Source organism: Vibrio sp. L3-7, assembly GCF_963898195.1.
GTDB classification, from domain to species: Bacteria; Pseudomonadota; Gammaproteobacteria; order Enterobacterales; family Vibrionaceae; genus Vibrio; species Vibrio echinoideorum.
Map to the genome: position 1 here is coordinate 1 of NZ_CAWQUW010000020.1, position 15,886 is coordinate 15,886.

13 protein-coding genes are annotated in these 15,886 nt (G+C 43.7%); 8 read left to right on the forward strand and 5 right to left on the reverse strand.

The window, feature by feature from the left end:
• Window positions 1–1,160: 1,160 nt before the first annotated feature.
• From AACW75_RS14335 to hemC, 4 genes are read right to left on the reverse strand one after another with little or no spacing between them, the layout of a single operon-like run.
• Window positions 1,161–2,342, reverse strand: a complete 1,182-nt coding sequence (locus AACW75_RS14335; protein WP_145572145.1) for a heme biosynthesis protein HemY — start codon at window positions 2,340–2,342, stop codon at window positions 1,161–1,163.
• Window positions 2,342–3,559: a uroporphyrinogen-III C-methyltransferase gene (locus tag AACW75_RS14340; RefSeq protein WP_145572144.1), complete on the reverse strand. Its 1,218-nt coding sequence runs from the start codon at window positions 3,557–3,559 to the stop codon at window positions 2,342–2,344. Before AACW75_RS14340 ends, AACW75_RS14335 begins: the two co-directional genes overlap by 1 nt.
• A gap of 19 nt (window positions 3,560–3,578) precedes the next feature.
• A complete protein-coding gene (locus AACW75_RS14345) occupies window positions 3,579–4,307 on the reverse strand; it encodes a uroporphyrinogen-III synthase (protein WP_145572142.1) in 729 nt (242 codons plus the stop codon).
• Window positions 4,308–4,309: 2 nt separating this feature from the next.
• Window positions 4,310–5,248, reverse strand: coding sequence for a hydroxymethylbilane synthase (hemC, locus tag AACW75_RS14350; protein ID WP_145572140.1), 939 nt, complete (start codon window positions 5,246–5,248; stop codon window positions 4,310–4,312).
• A gap of 344 nt (window positions 5,249–5,592) precedes the next feature.
• On the opposite strand from hemC, the gene AACW75_RS14355 reads away from it, so the two are divergent.
• Window positions 5,593–8,121 (forward strand): class I adenylate cyclase, encoded by a 2,529-nt coding sequence (locus AACW75_RS14355; protein ID WP_017075964.1) that lies wholly within the window; start codon window positions 5,593–5,595, stop codon window positions 8,119–8,121.
• A gap of 71 nt (window positions 8,122–8,192) precedes the next feature.
• Here AACW75_RS14355 and cyaY read toward each other — a convergent pair whose 3' ends face one another.
• Window positions 8,193–8,507 carry an iron donor protein CyaY gene (gene cyaY / locus AACW75_RS14360; protein WP_017075963.1) on the reverse strand — a complete coding sequence of 105 codons (315 nt, stop codon included), beginning with the start codon at window positions 8,505–8,507 and terminating at the stop codon, window positions 8,193–8,195.
• A gap of 75 nt (window positions 8,508–8,582) precedes the next feature.
• Between cyaY and lptM the strand changes: the two genes are divergently transcribed.
• The 7 genes from lptM to AACW75_RS14395 all read left to right on the forward strand — a co-directional run bounded on the left by lptM (window position 8,583) and on the right by AACW75_RS14395 (window position 15,880).
• Window positions 8,583–8,699, forward strand: coding sequence for an LPS translocon maturation chaperone LptM (lptM, locus tag AACW75_RS26580; protein WP_017075962.1), 117 nt, complete (start codon window positions 8,583–8,585; stop codon window positions 8,697–8,699).
• A 42-nt stretch (window positions 8,700–8,741) separates the two neighbouring features.
• A complete protein-coding gene (gene lysA, locus AACW75_RS14370; protein ID WP_145572138.1) occupies window positions 8,742–9,995 on the forward strand; it encodes a diaminopimelate decarboxylase in 1,254 nt (417 codons plus the stop codon).
• An 11-nt stretch (window positions 9,996–10,006) separates the two neighbouring features.
• Complete coding sequence (gene dapF / locus AACW75_RS14375) at window positions 10,007–10,837, forward strand: diaminopimelate epimerase (RefSeq protein WP_145572136.1); 831 nt, start codon at window positions 10,007–10,009, stop codon at window positions 10,835–10,837.
• A gap of 45 nt (window positions 10,838–10,882) precedes the next feature.
• Window positions 10,883–11,581 (forward strand): DUF484 family protein, encoded by a 699-nt coding sequence (locus AACW75_RS14380; protein WP_145572134.1) that lies wholly within the window; start codon window positions 10,883–10,885, stop codon window positions 11,579–11,581.
• A complete protein-coding gene (xerC, locus tag AACW75_RS14385) occupies window positions 11,550–12,482 on the forward strand; it encodes a tyrosine recombinase XerC (RefSeq protein ID WP_017075958.1) in 933 nt (310 codons plus the stop codon). The genes AACW75_RS14380 and xerC overlap by 32 nt, the downstream gene beginning before the upstream one ends.
• Window positions 12,483–12,497: 15 nt before the next feature.
• Window positions 12,498–13,214: a 5-amino-6-(5-phospho-D-ribitylamino)uracil phosphatase YigB gene (gene yigB, locus AACW75_RS14390; protein WP_145572132.1), complete on the forward strand. Its 717-nt coding sequence runs from the start codon at window positions 12,498–12,500 to the stop codon at window positions 13,212–13,214.
• 167 nt (window positions 13,215–13,381) lie between these two features.
• Window positions 13,382–15,880 (forward strand): bifunctional diguanylate cyclase/phosphodiesterase, encoded by a 2,499-nt coding sequence (locus AACW75_RS14395; RefSeq protein ID WP_145572130.1) that lies wholly within the window; start codon window positions 13,382–13,384, stop codon window positions 15,878–15,880.
• Window positions 15,881–15,886 lie beyond the last annotated feature (6 nt).

Below are 15,886 nucleotides of genomic sequence, written 5' to 3' on the forward strand. Positions count from 1 at the left end.
TTAGAATACCGGCCTGTCACGCCGGGGGTCGCGGGTTCGAGTCCCGTCCACTCCGCCACTTATTAGAAAAGCCCTGCTAGAAATAGCAGGGCTTTTTTACATCTCAAGAAAAGTGTTTTGTTTTTTGGCTGAATGAGTTCCATAGAGATGTTGTCCTCATTTATCGGCCCTGCATGAAACGCTCCCGCTATACCGGAACATATTAGAAAGCCTAGTCTGTCGACTAGGCTTTCGTCGTTTCTGGGGTATGAGTTTTAACTCTTGGTTTTGGCTTCCGTAAAAGTTTGTTTTTGCTAGTAATCGTTGAATCAACGATTGATTAGAAAGCTGTGCTAGCAATAGTAGGGCTTTGCGTTTGTGGGCTCTAACATGACAAATTGATTTTAATAAATAAGTTAGCAGGAGTTTTCTAATTGGCTGCGGCTTCTTAATTACTTTTATGAGAGATGATTAAACCTCGTTTTAAACTTCGGAGTTTTGTTGTGTCTCAGTACTGATTTCGTCTAGATTTTGAAACTCCGCTGCTATTCATTCACTTCTTCAACCTTGAATTAATAGGTTGGTTACGGAGGTAGGTCGGATTTACGTGCTCCAATGCTTTGAGGTACATTACTGAAATGTAACTTTCATCTAATGATTCCAGTTCCTAAGCCCACTGAAATTTAGATCTAATACAACTACTGCGAAACGTTCTTTCTTTCGGTACAAATCCAACCAAATTATCTGATCGTTATTTCTTCAAAAATCTATATAAAGGTTGTCAGCCAGCTCAAATGGATTCTAAACAACTTGTTTTATAATTTGCTAAAACTTACATACGGATAGGCCTAAAGTATCTCTCAGTGTTTTTTAGGAAACCTTACGGGTGATTTCATGAAGGTTTAACCTCGCGACTTAAACCAGTACTTTAGAGCATTAATAGTATTTGAAAGCCAATGATCAAGATGTGTTCGTTATGGATTGTTCCGGCTGGGTAGGTCTTATTAAAAATGGACGGTGCTTCGGTCAGTAATAAGCTGGCTGTGGAGAAGGGGTTTGGATGGAAGACTTTTACTATCCCCCCTAGTGTTTGCTTATTAGTACTTAGCAAGTTATCTATGGTAAACAGTAGATACAAAAAAGCCGATGCTAGGCATCGGCTTCGTGTTAGCTCTATTAGCTTAAGCTGGTTGAACTAAGGCAAGAGCTTTACGAGAAACCTCATGGGCGGCTTTCGTTAAGTTTTGCTTTTCTAAAGCATCAGATAGGTATCCATAATCTGAAACATTAGAGCGCAGTGCCAATGCTTTTTCAAAGTGACTTTGTGCTTCTGCCCACTTCTGTTCTCTTAGATAGAACTGAGCCAATGCGCTGTGTGCTTCGGCATTGCTATTATCTTTACTGATCGCACGTTCTAGCATCACGATAACGGGGTGATGGTCGGCCAGGTTAAGCTCTGGAAGTAGCATATAAAGCTCATTGGAACCATTCTTAGCAATGTTCTCTTTAATCACAGTGAAGGCTTCAGAGTCAGCTTTACGAGCTATCAGTTGTTTAACAAAACATGACACCAAGTGTGAGCTTTGTTTCTGTTTTCTAGAAAGCTTATTCCAATGGCTTATTAAACCTTCGCTACCTTGCTGCTGTGCGACATCGTGAAGTAAACCGCATTGAGCTTTTTGTTCTAACTCAACTTGTTCTGCCGCCGTTAATAGTTTGTTTTTAGCGAGCTTTGGCGTTAACTCTAACAGTGGCTGCCAGAGTTTAAGCTGCATGTAGGTTGCTTTAAGTAGACCAAGTACAGCTGTGTTATTTGGGTATGAACCTTTTAGATTTGAAAGCGTGTCGAAGGCCGCTTCGTAGTTTGATTCACTAATTTGTTGCTTAGCTTTCGTCAACTCGACAGCAAGCTGAGAGTCTTCTTGTTGACTCGCTAGCTCAATGTATTTATCACGTTCGCTTGTATTCCCTTGCTCGTGGGCAGCTTGAGAAGCGACTAAATAACAAAGTAAAGGCATGTCGTGGTGGTTAGCCCAACGAGTAACCTTTTTCTCTGCACCTTTCCAGTCACCTTCAAGAAGCTTGATGATACCTTCATTGGTATAACGACGAGAGCGCTTTAGCTTGCGTACACTGAACCAGTTCCAAGTTGTTGAACTTGCGTTAATCAGTTTTTTAAAGAGGTACTCTAAGCCGAATAAGGCAGCCAAAAGAGCAATGACAAAAATAACCAGAGTCGTCACACTCATCTCGATAGTCTTATTGGCAATCGAGATCAGTACATAACCTTGTTGACCTGAGAACTGGGTACCGACAAACAGGCCCGCCCCAAGTACGAGAAAAAGAAAAATCCAACGAATCATTATTTTTCCTCCGTGGTCATAACAGTTACTTCACGACGTAGACGTTCGCGTATCACATCTGACAACTCGTTTTGAGACTCAAGTTTTACAGGGTATTTCACAGAGATATTCTGCTCGCTTAACTGTTTGATGGCCTTCTCAAACTCGATGACTGATTTGTTGTCTTGGTTTAAGTAAGCAGCCGACCATTCGTTTGCTGTTTTAAGAGCCGCGTTATAAACATCACCTTGTTCTTTGTAGACAGCGCGAATAGCGGTCTCGAGCTTACCTTTGATATTTTCGCGTAGGTAGAAATGCTGCTCTGGAGACAGTAGCGGTATTACTTCACCATCACGGCTACGGAAAGTAATAAAGTTTTCTGAGAAACCTTTCATTGATGTCATCAGGTTGTTTTGCCAATCATTAATATCTTCTGAGACAGCTTTTTTCTCAACAACTGCCGCTTCAGGCAAGATTGCATTAGCAAGTGGTAGGTTGTCGACTTGTTGTTGAAGGCTTGTGATTCGCAATACTAGCCCATCACGATCGAGCAGAGGGATAGTGCGAAGCTTAGTAATGTCATTAGTCATCGATTGACGAAGAGATACTAAGCTAGGGTCATTTAATGCTGCGATACGCTGATCGGCACTTTCCATTAGCTTCGTTGCGCTAACGGCATCATGTTCAAGGAATAACTTACGACCAGCAAGTTTCACAAGGTAATCGGCTTCGGCAAGCAGCCAGTCATTAGGACGACGGCCTTTAACATCAGCAACTGCTAACTGTAGGCTTTGAATACTCTTTTGTTGTTGAGATTGTACTACCTGAGTTTTCTCTACGGCATGCGATGCTTCTTGGATAGTCTCTTGTTTGATCGTCTGTAGGTCTTTGTTTACGGCAGACTGAGTATTTTGCAGTTGAGCTTGTAGGGCTGCGATTTGCGCTGAGTATTCAGCACTCTTTTGCTGCATTTGAAATGCGATACCGCCGCTGAAAATAATGGAAATAGCGATCGCAATAGCGCCTAGTTTGACACCGCGTTTTCCTTGCTTCTCAGCTTTCTCTATCTGTTCTGCTTGGGATTTATCATTTTGAGCTACATCTGACGTTGAGGAATCAAGCTTATCTTCTGGCTGTTTTGTTGCTTTAGATTCAACTTTTTCGTTCTCAATGACTACTGGCTGAGTTTCTGGTTTCTGTTCAGGTTCAATATGCTCGTTATTTTTTTTGCTTGTCATGCTTATTTCCTGTTTCTAGCTAAGGCTGGAGAGCAGCCAGTAATATTTGGTTCGCAGCACTTTGAGTATTGGTCACGTTGGAGAAACCGAGCTGTTGAGCTCGATCTGCAATGCGTTGGCTTGGGACAAATAGTTGTCTTGTTGAAAGCCAAGCCAAATACTCATCAGGGGTAATTGAGCAGAGATACTCCAATTGTTCCTGACTAGTGATGACAACTTTGGATGTTTTTCTGTTTATCCATGTTTGATAGGTATTGTGGTCGCAAATGGGAATATATTCTCTACGGTAGGTCTCACAATAAGAGACTTGTGCGCCTCGGTTGAGTAAAGAATCTCTAATAAGCTCACGCCCACCATTACCACGCAGTATCAAGATGAATTTATTATTTACACCATTAAGTTCAGTAAGTTTAAGAAGATGTTCACTATCACTAACTTGAGGGTAGTTTACTTTTTGTTTACAGACTTTGCTTAAAACGTGCGCAGTTTTTTGACCAACGCCAAGATAAAGCGGCGAAGATGGCCAAATAGATGAAGTTTTTGAAAGGATGTTTTGGGCAGCTGTCACGGCATGGTGACTGACTGCGATGATGATATCGCTGTGACTAAGCTGGGCACTTAAATCCGATAAGAGTGGATTATCAACGATACGAATCAGCGGATGATGGATTGCTTGAATCCCTTCATCCGCTAGTTGTTGGCAAAGCGATTGTCCCTCTGAACCGGGACGAGTTACCAACACTGTCATGGCTATTCTTGGTCTGCGTATAGCTTGGTTAAGATTTCTCTCGCACCGTCATCCAACAGTTGGTTTGCCAGAGTAACACCGAGTGTTTCAGCATCTTTACGAGAGCCAGAGATCTCGCCGCGAACCATTTTAGAACCGTCTGGTTCACCGACAAGAGCACGCAACCAGATGTTGTCGCCGTCTAATAGTGAGTAGCTACCGATAGGAACCTGACAGCCACCTTCCAGAGTTAGGTTCATAGCACGCTCGCATAGCACGCGATCGGCTGTGTCTTTGTGGTTCAGTGGCTCAAGAAGCTTAATCAGACGCTCATCATCAAGACGGCATTCAATACCTACCGCGCCTTGGCCTACAGCAGGTAGAGACTGTTCTGGTTCGATGAAACTACGAATACGCTCTTCCAGTTCCAGACGTTTCAGGCCCGCCGCCGCGAGTACGATAGCGTCATATTGGCCATTATCTAGTTTGCCCAGACGAGTGCCAACGTTGCCACGAAGCTCTTTAATGATTAAATCAGGGCGATATTCCAATAGCTGGCATTGACGACGTAGGCTACATGTACCAACGACAGCACCTTGTGGTAGCTCGTCGATGTTGTTGTAAGTATTTGATACGAAAGCATCACGAGGATCTTCGCGCTCACAAATAGTCACCAGACCTAGACCTTCAGGGAAGTCTACAGGCACATCTTTCATAGAGTGAACAGCGAGGTCAGCACGACCTTCTAGCATCGCCACTTCGAGTTCTTTAACGAACAATCCTTTACCACCAACTTTAGCTAGCGGCGTATCAAGGATGATGTCACCTTTGGTCACCATAGTTACCAACTCAACCTCTAAACCAGGGTGAGCAGCTTGAAGTGCATCCCTTACAAAGTATGCCTGCCAAAGGGCAAGAGGGCTTTTTCTGGTAGCGATACGGATTGGTGCTGAATTTGTCATGGTGTTTCCGATATAGGTTCTGTAATAGCTTAATCCTACCATTGTGAAGCGAAAATTCTTACTGTTTGATCATTCCATGCTTTGATAGCTGAGGGATTTTCATGAGTTCACCAAAATAGTGTGATTGGTATCTCATTTGAAACATGGGCTATTATTAGTAATAGCCAATAAATAGGACACTACGGCGCCGTAAGTTTAACTTTTTGTCATGAAGGAATTGGCCAGTATGACGGGTTCCTTTGCTTTACCATTAAGGGTAAAAGTGTTAAATTGATCACGTTTTGTTGCTGCTTTCGTTCAGTAACTAAACAGAAGTGCATTTAATCTCAAACCAAGGACTTACCTTGCAGGCTTACACTCAGACTTTGATTCAACGATTAGACAATCTAAATCAGCAGCGCATTGATCGTGCGTTGGCGTTGATGAATGTCCAAGGTCAGCGAGTTTTTAACCTTATTCCTGCACTGCTTCATTTCAATCACCCCATGATGCCTGGTTATTACGACCAGCAAGTTCCTTTTGGAATTCGTAGCTTCACGTTTAACTCATTCCAAAAGCAATTTGTCTCTGATACTGAATTAACACTTGGTGGCAAGCTGACCGAAGCGGCTGAACCAGCGATCCTTGGTCTTTACACCATGGGTAGCACTTCTTCTATTGGTCAAAGCACCTCAAGTGATCTCGATATCTGGGTTTGTGTTTCTCCAGATATGGACGGTGCATCGCGCGATAGCCTGACTAACAAATGTTTGCTTATTACCGATTGGGCGGAAACCTTAGGGGTTGAAGCAAACTTCTTCTTAATGGATGGAGAGCGTTTTCGTTCAAATCATTCTGAAGAGATGACTGGCGATAACTGTGGTTCTTCACAACATTTGCTATTACTTGATGAGTTTTATCGCTCTGCAGTTCGTTTGGCTGGCCAGCGTTTGTTATGGCAGATCATTCCACCAGAAATGGAGGAGTGTTATGACCAATATGTTCATGGGTTATGTCAGGATGGTTATCTTGATTGCTCGCAGTGGATCGATTTCGGTAAGCTGAATAGTATTCCCGCTGAAGAGTACTTCGGTTCAAACTTATGGCAGCTTTATAAAAGTATCGACTCGCCGTATAAATCGGTTTTGAAGGCGATCCTGCTAGAAGCTTATTCATGGGAATACCCAAATACCCAACTGCTTAGCATTGATACCAAGCGTCGTTTTTTTGCAGACGAACCTGATCTGTATGGTATGGATAGCTACTATCTTATGCTTGAGAAAGTAACGCGCTATCTAGAACGTATTAATGATCATACTCGTTTGGATTTAGTGAGACGCTGTTTCTATCTTAAGACCCATGAGAAGTTGTCTCGTGAGGCGGGTATTGGCTCTGTTGCATGGCGTCGTGAAGCCTTGACCGAGATGACCAAATCTTGGAATTGGGGACATGAAACTATTGCTGAGCTCGATAACCGTCGTAACTGGAAGGTTGAGCAGGTTAAAGTGGTGCATCATGCACTGCTTGACGCTTTGATGCTGAGTTATCGTAATCTGATTCAATTTGCACGTCGCAATGATATTACCTCGGCAATTAGCCCACAAGATATCAGTATCTTGGCTCGTAAGCTTTATGCAGCGTTTGAAGTCTTGCCTGGTAAAGTGACCTTATTGAATCCTCAAATCTCCCCGGATCTGCATGAACCGGATTTGAGCTTTATTGAGGTTCGACAAGGGCAGGCAAACAAGCCGGGTTGGTACTTATATAAACAACCACTGATCGCCCACCGCATTCTGGGTCAGCCATCCCTTGAGCACCATGAGTACTTGAGTAAGTTGGTTGCTTGGTCATTCTTTAATGGTTTGATTACAGAGTCGACTCGTTTGCACTCTGTCGTTCGTGATGCCCAGATTGATATCGATAAGTTCTATCAAATGGTTAGCGATCTGCGTAATACCTTCTCTTTGCGTAAGCGCCGCCCGAGTATGCAAGCACTCGCAAGCCCATGTGAGATAAGCCAATTGGCGATGTTCATAAACTTTGAAAGTGACCCGACTTCTGAACTGAGTCCTCGTGAATTGAAGGTTGATCTTAAGAATGCTGATATCTTCAGTTTTGGTGAAGAAGGTAAGAGTTTAGTTGGGAGTGTCGATCTGGTTTATCGTAACTCTTGGCATGAAGTACGTACGCTTCATTTTCAAGGTGATACGGCAATGTTGGACGCTCTCAAAACGGTACTTGGTAAAATGCACCAAGATGCTTTACCGCCAGAATCAGTCGATGTGTTTTGTTACAGCAAAAATCTACGCGGTGTAATGCGTAATATGGTGTACCAACTATTGGCTGAATGCATCGATTTACGACTAAAACCGATTGAACCTGAAAAGCGTCGTCGCTTTAAGGCTATCCGTTTAGCGAACAAGATGTTTGGTCTGTTCTTTGAGCGTCGTGGTGTTTCGGTGCAGATGTTGGAAAACTCGGTTGATTTCTACCGTAGTATTTCAACCAATAAGTTAAAGGGTTCACCTTTACAGATGTTGGATAAAGAGCAGGAGTATCAACTACCAGATGTGGTCGATGGTTTTGCAAGTGAAGGTTTGATCCAGTTCTTCTTTGAAGATACGGATAAAGGTTTCAATATTTATGTATTGGATGAATCGAATCAAGTTGAGGTGTATCACCAGTACAGTGGTGAAAAAGATGAGATGATCGCGAGCGTGAATTCTTTTTACACTTCCGTAAAAGATGAGTCGAAAGTGTCCTCTAGGTTGATTAATTTCAATCTACCTCAGTACTATCAAATTGTTCATCCGGAAGAAGGCAACTCGTACGTTGTGCCTTACCGCAATGATGCAACCTTATCTTCTCGTAACTCGAAGATCGTAAATATCTAGGTTTCTCTAAGCAGGTCGAAATTAAAAAAGGAGTGATTGATTCACTCCTTTTTCGTTTTTCTTACAAATGATTAGACCCAATTGATCTCTTCACCTGCGTGCTTAACGCATTCTTCTTTCACCATCTCAAACAGCTCCATGCCCGTCTTTGAACATGTCCATTTGTCATCCACTAGCTTGAAGTGAAAGCCGCCAGATTTAGAGGCTAACCATATCTCACGCATTGGTTCTTGGCGGTTGATGATAATTTGGCTGCGGTTTTCAAACTCCAGCGTCATCACGTTGCCAGTCACTTCGTAATCAACATCAGCCTCTGAATCATCGATAGCTTCTTCGATGTTTTGCATCTGTATATCGACCAGTTGATGAAATTCAGTATCGTTCATCCTTTCTATCCTATTGCTTTTCCTGAGTGTGGTGCGATTATAGGGGGCATTGAGTTAATAATCACGATATGCAAAATGAAAAAATTAATTACCGCTCTGTTTATGGTGTCCGTTATTGGACTTTCTGGTTGTGGTCAAACAGGTCCGTTGTACGATCCTGATGAAGTACAGCAAACTGAACAATCAGAATAAGTGAAAACACGCAGAAATCGTTATTTATAAGGGATAAGAACTTTGGATTACTTCAACTATCAGGAAGATGGCCAGCTTTGGGCTGAGGACGTCGCACTTTCACAACTAGCAGAGCAATATGGTACACCGCTGTATGTATATTCTCGTGCAACATTAGAACGCCACTGGAATGCGTTTGATTCATCGGTTGGTGAGCATCCACACTTGGTGTGTTATGCCGTTAAAGCTAACTCGAACCTTGGTGTATTGAATACGTTGGCTCGCTTGGGCTCAGGGTTTGATATCGTTTCTGGCGGTGAGTTAGAGCGTGTGGTTGCTGCGGGTGGCGATCCGGCTAAAGTTGTGTTCTCTGGTGTAGGCAAGACAGCCTCTGAAATGAAGCGTGCGCTTGAGTTGAACATTAAGTGCTTCAACGTAGAGTCTGAGCCAGAACTAGAGCGGCTGAATAAAGTGGCAGGTGAGCTAGGTGTTAAAGCGCCGATTTCACTGCGCATTAACCCAGATGTTGATGCTAACACTCACCCTTATATATCTACAGGCTTGCGTGATAACAAATTTGGTATTGCGTTCGATCGTGCACCTGCAGTCTATGCCTTTGCACAAACACTCGATAACTTGTCTATCCATGGTATTGATTGCCACATAGGTTCTCAGTTAACGAATATCGAACCTTTCATTGATGCTACAGACCGCCTACTTGCTCTAATCGATCAATTACGAGCTAACGGTATCAACATCAAGCACCTTGATGTCGGTGGTGGTTTGGGTGTGGTTTATCGTGATGAGTTACCACCACAACCTTCAGATTACGCGAAAGCCTTATTGGCTCGCTTAGGTAATCATTCTGATCTAGAGCTGATTTTCGAGCCTGGAAGAGCGATCGCTGCTAACGCTGGTGTATTATTAACAAAAGTTGAGTTCCTAAAGCCAACAGAGCATAAGAACTTTGCCATCATAGATGCAGCAATGAATGATCTGATGCGCCCGGCACTTTACCAAGCTTGGCAAGATATTGTGCCAGTGAGCCCGCGTCAGGGTGAAGCCGTGACTTACGACTTGGTTGGCCCTATCTGTGAGACGGGTGACTTCTTAGGTAAAGATCGTGACCTTGTTCTTGAAGAAGGCGATCTACTGGCCGTTCGTTCTGCTGGTGCTTATGGCTTCGCTATGTCATCTAACTACAACACTCGTTCGCGTGCGGCTGAAGTGATGGTTGATGGCGATAAAACTCACTTGGTTCGTCAGCGTGAAGAGCTTACGAGTCTGTGGGAACTTGAAAACATTCTTCCGGAGTAATTTTAAGCGTTATGCACTTCCACTTTTCTAAAATGCATGGTTTGGGCAATGATTTCATGGTCGTGGACTGCATTACTCAAAATATTTTCTTTTCTCCAGATTTGATCCGTCGTTTGGCGGATCGTCACACTGGTGTGGGCTTTGATCAACTACTTGTGGTTGAGGCTCCCTATGATCCAGAAACTGATTTCCATTACCGCATATTCAATGCGGATGGCAGTGAAGTGGAACAGTGTGGTAATGGTGCTCGTTGTTTTGCACGATTCGTTCGCATGAAAGGCTTAACGAATAAGTACAGCATCAATGTGAGCACCAAGAAAGGAAAAATGGTTCTCAAGATTGAAGACAATGACCAGATCACTGTGAACATGGGTATTCCTGAGTTCGAACCAGGCAAAATTCCATTCAAGGCAAAGCAGCCAGAGAAGACGTATATCCTGAGAACGGATGTACACACCCTGTTCTGCGGTGCCGTAAGCATGGGTAACCCGCATGTGGTTACCGTTGTTGATGACGTCGATACTGCTGATGTGGACACCTTAGGCCCACTTCTAGAATCGCATGAGCGTTTTCCTGAACGAGTGAACGCTGGCTTTATGCAAGTAATCAGTCGTGATGAAGTTCGCTTACGTGTTTACGAACGTGGGGCAGGTGAAACTCAGGCATGTGGTAGCGGCGCATGTGGCGCCGTTGCTGTCGGTATCAATCAAGGCTTACTTGCTGAGAATGTAAAAGTTCGTCTACCAGGTGGTGATCTACAGATTAGCTGGCAAGGCCCAGGTAAGCCGCTGTTTATGACAGGCCCAGCAACGCATGTGTTTGATGGTCAACTTTCTTGCTAACAACGATTTATAACAAGTCGATTCATAAAAAATAAAGGATAGGTTTTGTCTTACGTTGAAGCCGACACACTCACTGCAGAAGTGGTCGCGGAATATTTACGTGATAACCCAGATTTTTTTCAGGACAGGAAAAATCTGGTTGATCGCCTTGCTATTAATAATGTTGAGCAAGGCGCTGTTTCTCTGGTTGAGGTTCAGCTTAAACGTCAACGTCATAGAATCGAAGAGCTAGAAGAAGAACTTACTGGCTTGATGTCGTTGGCGGCGAATAACGATAAAATATTCTATGAGTTTATGGATCTGCAAGCTCAAGTATTGAAATGCAGTGACTTTGTGCAGGTTATTAAAGCGGTTGAACAAAAAGCGTTAGACCTAGGGCTTAAGGCTCATGTGCGACTCCTCTCGCGACCAGGTTTTTATCTGCTCAATGAAGAGCGCTATTCGAAGTTTTCGCTCAACCATTTTAATGGCAAAGATGCTTATTTGGGTCGTTTGAGAAAAGCAGACAGACACGATTTGTTTGGTGATTTTCAAGTTCCAGAACTAGGCTCTTATGTAGTACTACCGCTTGCTAAGCAGTCTCCATTGGGCTTGCTCGCCTTTTCTAGTGAAGATGGCGGACATTTTCAACCCCATATGGACACGCTCTTTTTACGCCATTTAGCGCTGGTAGTGGCTCATTTGGCGGACACCTTACCTTGGCAGATAAATAATGAGCCTAGAGCCCAAAACACCTCTTCCTAATAGCCTTCAAACACCACTTTCTCGCTTCTATGAATATCTCCGAAGCGAGAAGGGACTCAGCCTACACACCCAACGTAATTACAAACAACAACTTGAAACCATGGCCGGTCATCTAGTCACGCTAGGATTGAAAGACTGGGGTCAAGTCGATGCGGCGTGGGTCAGACAACTTGCCAGCAAAGGCATGCGTGAGGGAATGAAGGCGAGCAGCATTGCAACGCGCTTATCTTCACTGCGCAGCTTCTTTGATTTCCTTGTGTTGCGTGGCGAAATGACCGCCAACCCTGCCAAAGGAGTATCCGCTCCACGTAAACAACGACCTTTACCTAAAAATCTTGATGTTGACGAAGTTGGTCAGCTGCTCGATGTGAATGAGGATGACCCATTGTCGATTCGTGACCGAGCGATGATGGAGGTTATGTACGGTGCTGGTTTGCGACTGGCCGAGCTGGTCGGTATCAACCTGAGAGATGTGTTGGCTCGACAAGGCGAAATCCGAGTGATTGGTAAAGGCGATAAAGAACGCAAAGCCCCGTTTTCTGGTTTGGCCAAAGAGTGGGTTGATAAGTGGTTAAAAGTGCGAGGTGACTTAGCTTCACCAGGTGAAAACGCTCTGTTTGTCTCTAAGCTAGGAACCCGTATATCACATCGCAGCGTGCAAAAGCGCATGGAAGAGTGGGGTAAGAAGCAATCTGTTGCGAGCCATATAAGCCCACATAAACTTCGCCACTCATTTGCTACACATGTCCTAGAGTCGAGCCAAAATCTGAGAGCTGTCCAAGAATTACTTGGGCATGAAAACATCTCAACCACCCAAATTTACACCCACTTGGATTTTCAACACTTAGCACAAGCTTACGATCAAGCTCACCCAAGAGCGCGTAAGAAGAATAAAGACTAGATTAAAGGGTTTACTATGCGAATTTATCGAGGGTTAAAGCCCATCAAAGCCATGACCTTTGACTTGGATGACACCTTGTATGACAACTGGCCTGTGATTATGAAGGTAGAGAAAGAGATGGCGCAGTGGCTTTACCAAAAGCACCCTGTGTCGGCATCTTTATCGCTAGAAGAGTGGCAAGACGTTAAACAACACGTCGCCTCTGAAAACCCAGATTTGAAGCATGATGTCACCGTCTGGCGTGAAACCCAGATTAGATGTGGCTTGCTACGGTTAGGGTATTCTCAGAACCAAGCTGAACTCGCTGCTCGTGAAGGAATAAATCATGCGCTATGGCTGCGTAACCAAGTTGACGTTCCTCAAGAAACGCATCGAGTGATGGCTGAGCTTAGCCAGCGTATTCCGCTAGTTGCTGTTACTAATGGTAACGTGGACCCTCATAAAATCGGCTTAGGTCAGTACTTTCAGTTAATCCTAAAAGCCGGCCCTGACGGCAAGGCAAAACCTCACCCTGATATGTTTGATAAAGCGCAGCAATACTTAGATGTTGATGCCATCAACATTCTTCATGTCGGCGACCATCTCAGAACTGACGTCTATGGTGCCAAGCGAAATGGCTTCCAAGCCTGCTGGTTTAATGACATTGGTTCCAATTTATACCTATCTTCGAAGGCAAGTGTGTTACCTGATGTTGAAATAGACCAACTTAGCGATCTTATGCGACTAATTTAATGGCTACGGTAAGCTATTATGTCGCATTTATGATATTGAATTGTTACATTGTTCGTAATTAAATGCCTGTTTAGGCTAGGATAATTGGCGAATACTTTTATCGATTTATTTCAATCATAGCAGTGGTTGCGGGTTCTCACTTTACTCGATTTTGAACAAGGGTTGGTATGCAAACATTTACATTTCTCGCAAATACTGAGGAGTTATTTAAATCTCAATTTGATCAGCGAGAGTGGTGTGACAACAAGCAATATCTTATCCAACTCTTTTCCGCTCAATCTTCTGATGTAGCCCGTGGAATCGCGAGTATCGCCCTTAAGCGTTTAAACAGTGTGACACTAATTGGCCAAAGTGCTCGTCATGTTATCTGTGATAATTGCCTTGAGAGCGCATGTACTTTAATCATTATCAGTGAGTTTAATGAAACACGGTTGTCCACTGCCGTTCAGCCTTTTTCGGGCAGCCCCAATCATGACAGCCAAGCGTTGGCTGCCCAGTTAGACCTATCTCAAGATACTAAAACCGTGATCAGCTTGTGCGATCAGGTTGACGGTCGTGATTACCCAATCTATAGCGCCTTTGAAAATCTACCTTACGCCTTGCCAGTTGCTGGTGGGTTGTGTCATGAGAATGAATTTGGCCGTTGGGTGATGCACAACGAAAAGATCTATCAGCACGCTTGTGTCGCCGTCGCTTTGACCAACCCTAAATTAAAAGTTTGGTCAGATGCTTATTCTGAGTGGAACCCGATTGGGATGAAGCTAAGAGTTACTAGCGCCAAGGGGAATCGCTTATATGCGCTGAATGATAAGCCGGCTATCGAAGTATTCAAACATTACCTTGCCGATGGAAAGGACCTTCCCTTTAGTCAATTGATGAGCTTTCCGCTCTATCGAGAACTTGGCAGAAAGAAGGGGATCTCGACACCACTGCGTATCAATGATGATGGCAGTATCGAGTTTGATAGCCCCTGGCATATCGGAGAAGAAGCGCAGTTTTGTTATAACCACCCGTCTTTGACTGCGGAAAAAGTTCGTCATGGTGCTGAGATACTCGCTATGCATCAGCCTGAATCAGTGATTATTTATAACTGTGTATCTCGACTCGAGTTTATCGACAGTAAACTTGAGCTGAAGCCATTTGAAGGGATCGTGAACACGTGTGGTGCATACTGCATGGGTGAGTTATACCGAAATGAAGACCGCCAAGACATCCTCCATCATAGCTTGACTTATATTGCTATGAGAGAGTCTGACGAGATTGACGAGTTTCGCTGTGACGACTTTAATTGTGGTTCAACGGTATCACCACTGCTTAATCTTGTGAGAAACGCTGTTGCTGATTTGGATAGCATGAATACGCAGATGGAGAAAAAGCTCCATCAACAAACTCGGCGTTTGACAGAGAGCTACCGAATTGACTCTCGTACCGGTTTGCCTAATCGAATTGTATTGAAGGAACGTCTCAATACCATACTGACAACAGAACATTTGCTGACGTTAAAACTAACAAACTTCCATCAAGTGAATGAGAAATATGGTTACCAAGTGGGAGATCAACTATTGCTCGATCTTTCTAACCACTTTATCGACCGGTTACAACCTCGTTTCATTAAGGAGTCACCCACTAAAGTTGAACTCTTTAGTATTGGTGTGGGTGAGTGGGCCATTATTTTTAATGCGAATATTGGTAACGAACAAATCGAGCAACGATTTGTTGAGTTTGCAGATGACATTGAACACATCAATTTTGAACCCTATGGACTTGCGGATATTGATTACCTCTCGGTTTCCTTGTGCGGTGGTTTTGCTAGTCGCTGTGATTTCTTATCAGACAATGGTGACGAGATATTGCTTAAAGCCATTGAAGCGCGACGTTATGGGGTTCGTAACAATACTCATATTACTAACGCCAAAGATATTCAGGTCAGTGAAGAGGATCGCAAAGAACAACTGGGTTGGTTGAGTTGTGTAAGCCGAGCAATCTTAGATCAAAATATTATCACCTACTCGCAGCCAATTGTGGCGTCAGGGACACATGAGAAAATTGGGCAAGAGTGCTTAGTGCGAATTATGGAAGCTGATGGCTCCATTGTCCCGCCAGGAAAGTTTTTACCCATTATTGCGGATACCCATTTATATACTCGCCTAAGTCGACACATGATTAAGAGCACCATCGGCTATATGGCTGACAAGCAAGATTCTTTTTCTATCAACCTTTCACCTCAAGACTTACTCAGCGACAAAACGCTCGAAATTTTAGAAACGGCGATTGGTGGAATGAAGGATCCGACTCGTCTTGGTTTAGAGGTTTTAGAATCTGAGCAGATTAAAGATTACGGTCGAATGATTGAGGTGTGTGATCATTTCCGTTCATTAGGAGCGAGAATCATTGTCGATGATTTTGGCTCTGGCTATTCCAACATTGATGAAATCATTAAGCTTGAGCCGCAGATTATTAAGTTAGACGGCAGTTTGATTCGCAACATCGATAAAGATGAAAAGCAGAGAAACATTGCCTCTCAACTGGTTCGTTTATGCCAGGTGTTTAATGCGAAAACGGTCGCTGAATTTGTCCATAATCAACAGGTTTGTGAGATAGCAGAACAGATGGGTGTCGACTACCTGCAAGGTTATTACTTTGGTGAGCCTAAGCGATTGTTTTAAAATACA

Bases quoted from the DNA above. Each gene is read 5' to 3' on its own strand.
- AACW75_RS14340 (WP_145572144.1), bottom strand. From the start codon at position 3,559: ATGACAAGCAAAAAAAATAACGAGCATATTGAACCTGAACAGAAACCA.
- xerC (WP_017075958.1), top strand. From the start codon at position 11,550: ATGAGCCTAGAGCCCAAAACACCTCTTCCTAATAGCCTTCAAACACCA.
- AACW75_RS14335 (WP_145572145.1), bottom strand. From the start codon at position 2,342: ATGATTCGTTGGATTTTTCTTTTTCTCGTACTTGGGGCGGGCCTGTTT.
- hemC (WP_145572140.1), bottom strand. From the start codon at position 5,248: ATGACAAATTCAGCACCAATCCGTATCGCTACCAGAAAAAGCCCTCTT.
- yigB (WP_145572132.1), top strand. From the start codon at position 12,498: ATGCGAATTTATCGAGGGTTAAAGCCCATCAAAGCCATGACCTTTGAC.
- dapF (WP_145572136.1), top strand. From the start codon at position 10,007: ATGCACTTCCACTTTTCTAAAATGCATGGTTTGGGCAATGATTTCATG.
- AACW75_RS14395 (WP_145572130.1), top strand. From the start codon at position 13,382: ATGCAAACATTTACATTTCTCGCAAATACTGAGGAGTTATTTAAATCT.
- cyaY (WP_017075963.1), bottom strand. From the start codon at position 8,507: ATGAACGATACTGAATTTCATCAACTGGTCGATATACAGATGCAAAAC.
- lptM (WP_017075962.1), top strand. From the start codon at position 8,583: ATGAAAAAATTAATTACCGCTCTGTTTATGGTGTCCGTTATTGGACTT.
- AACW75_RS14345 (WP_145572142.1), bottom strand. From the start codon at position 4,307: ATGACAGTGTTGGTAACTCGTCCCGGTTCAGAGGGACAATCGCTTTGC.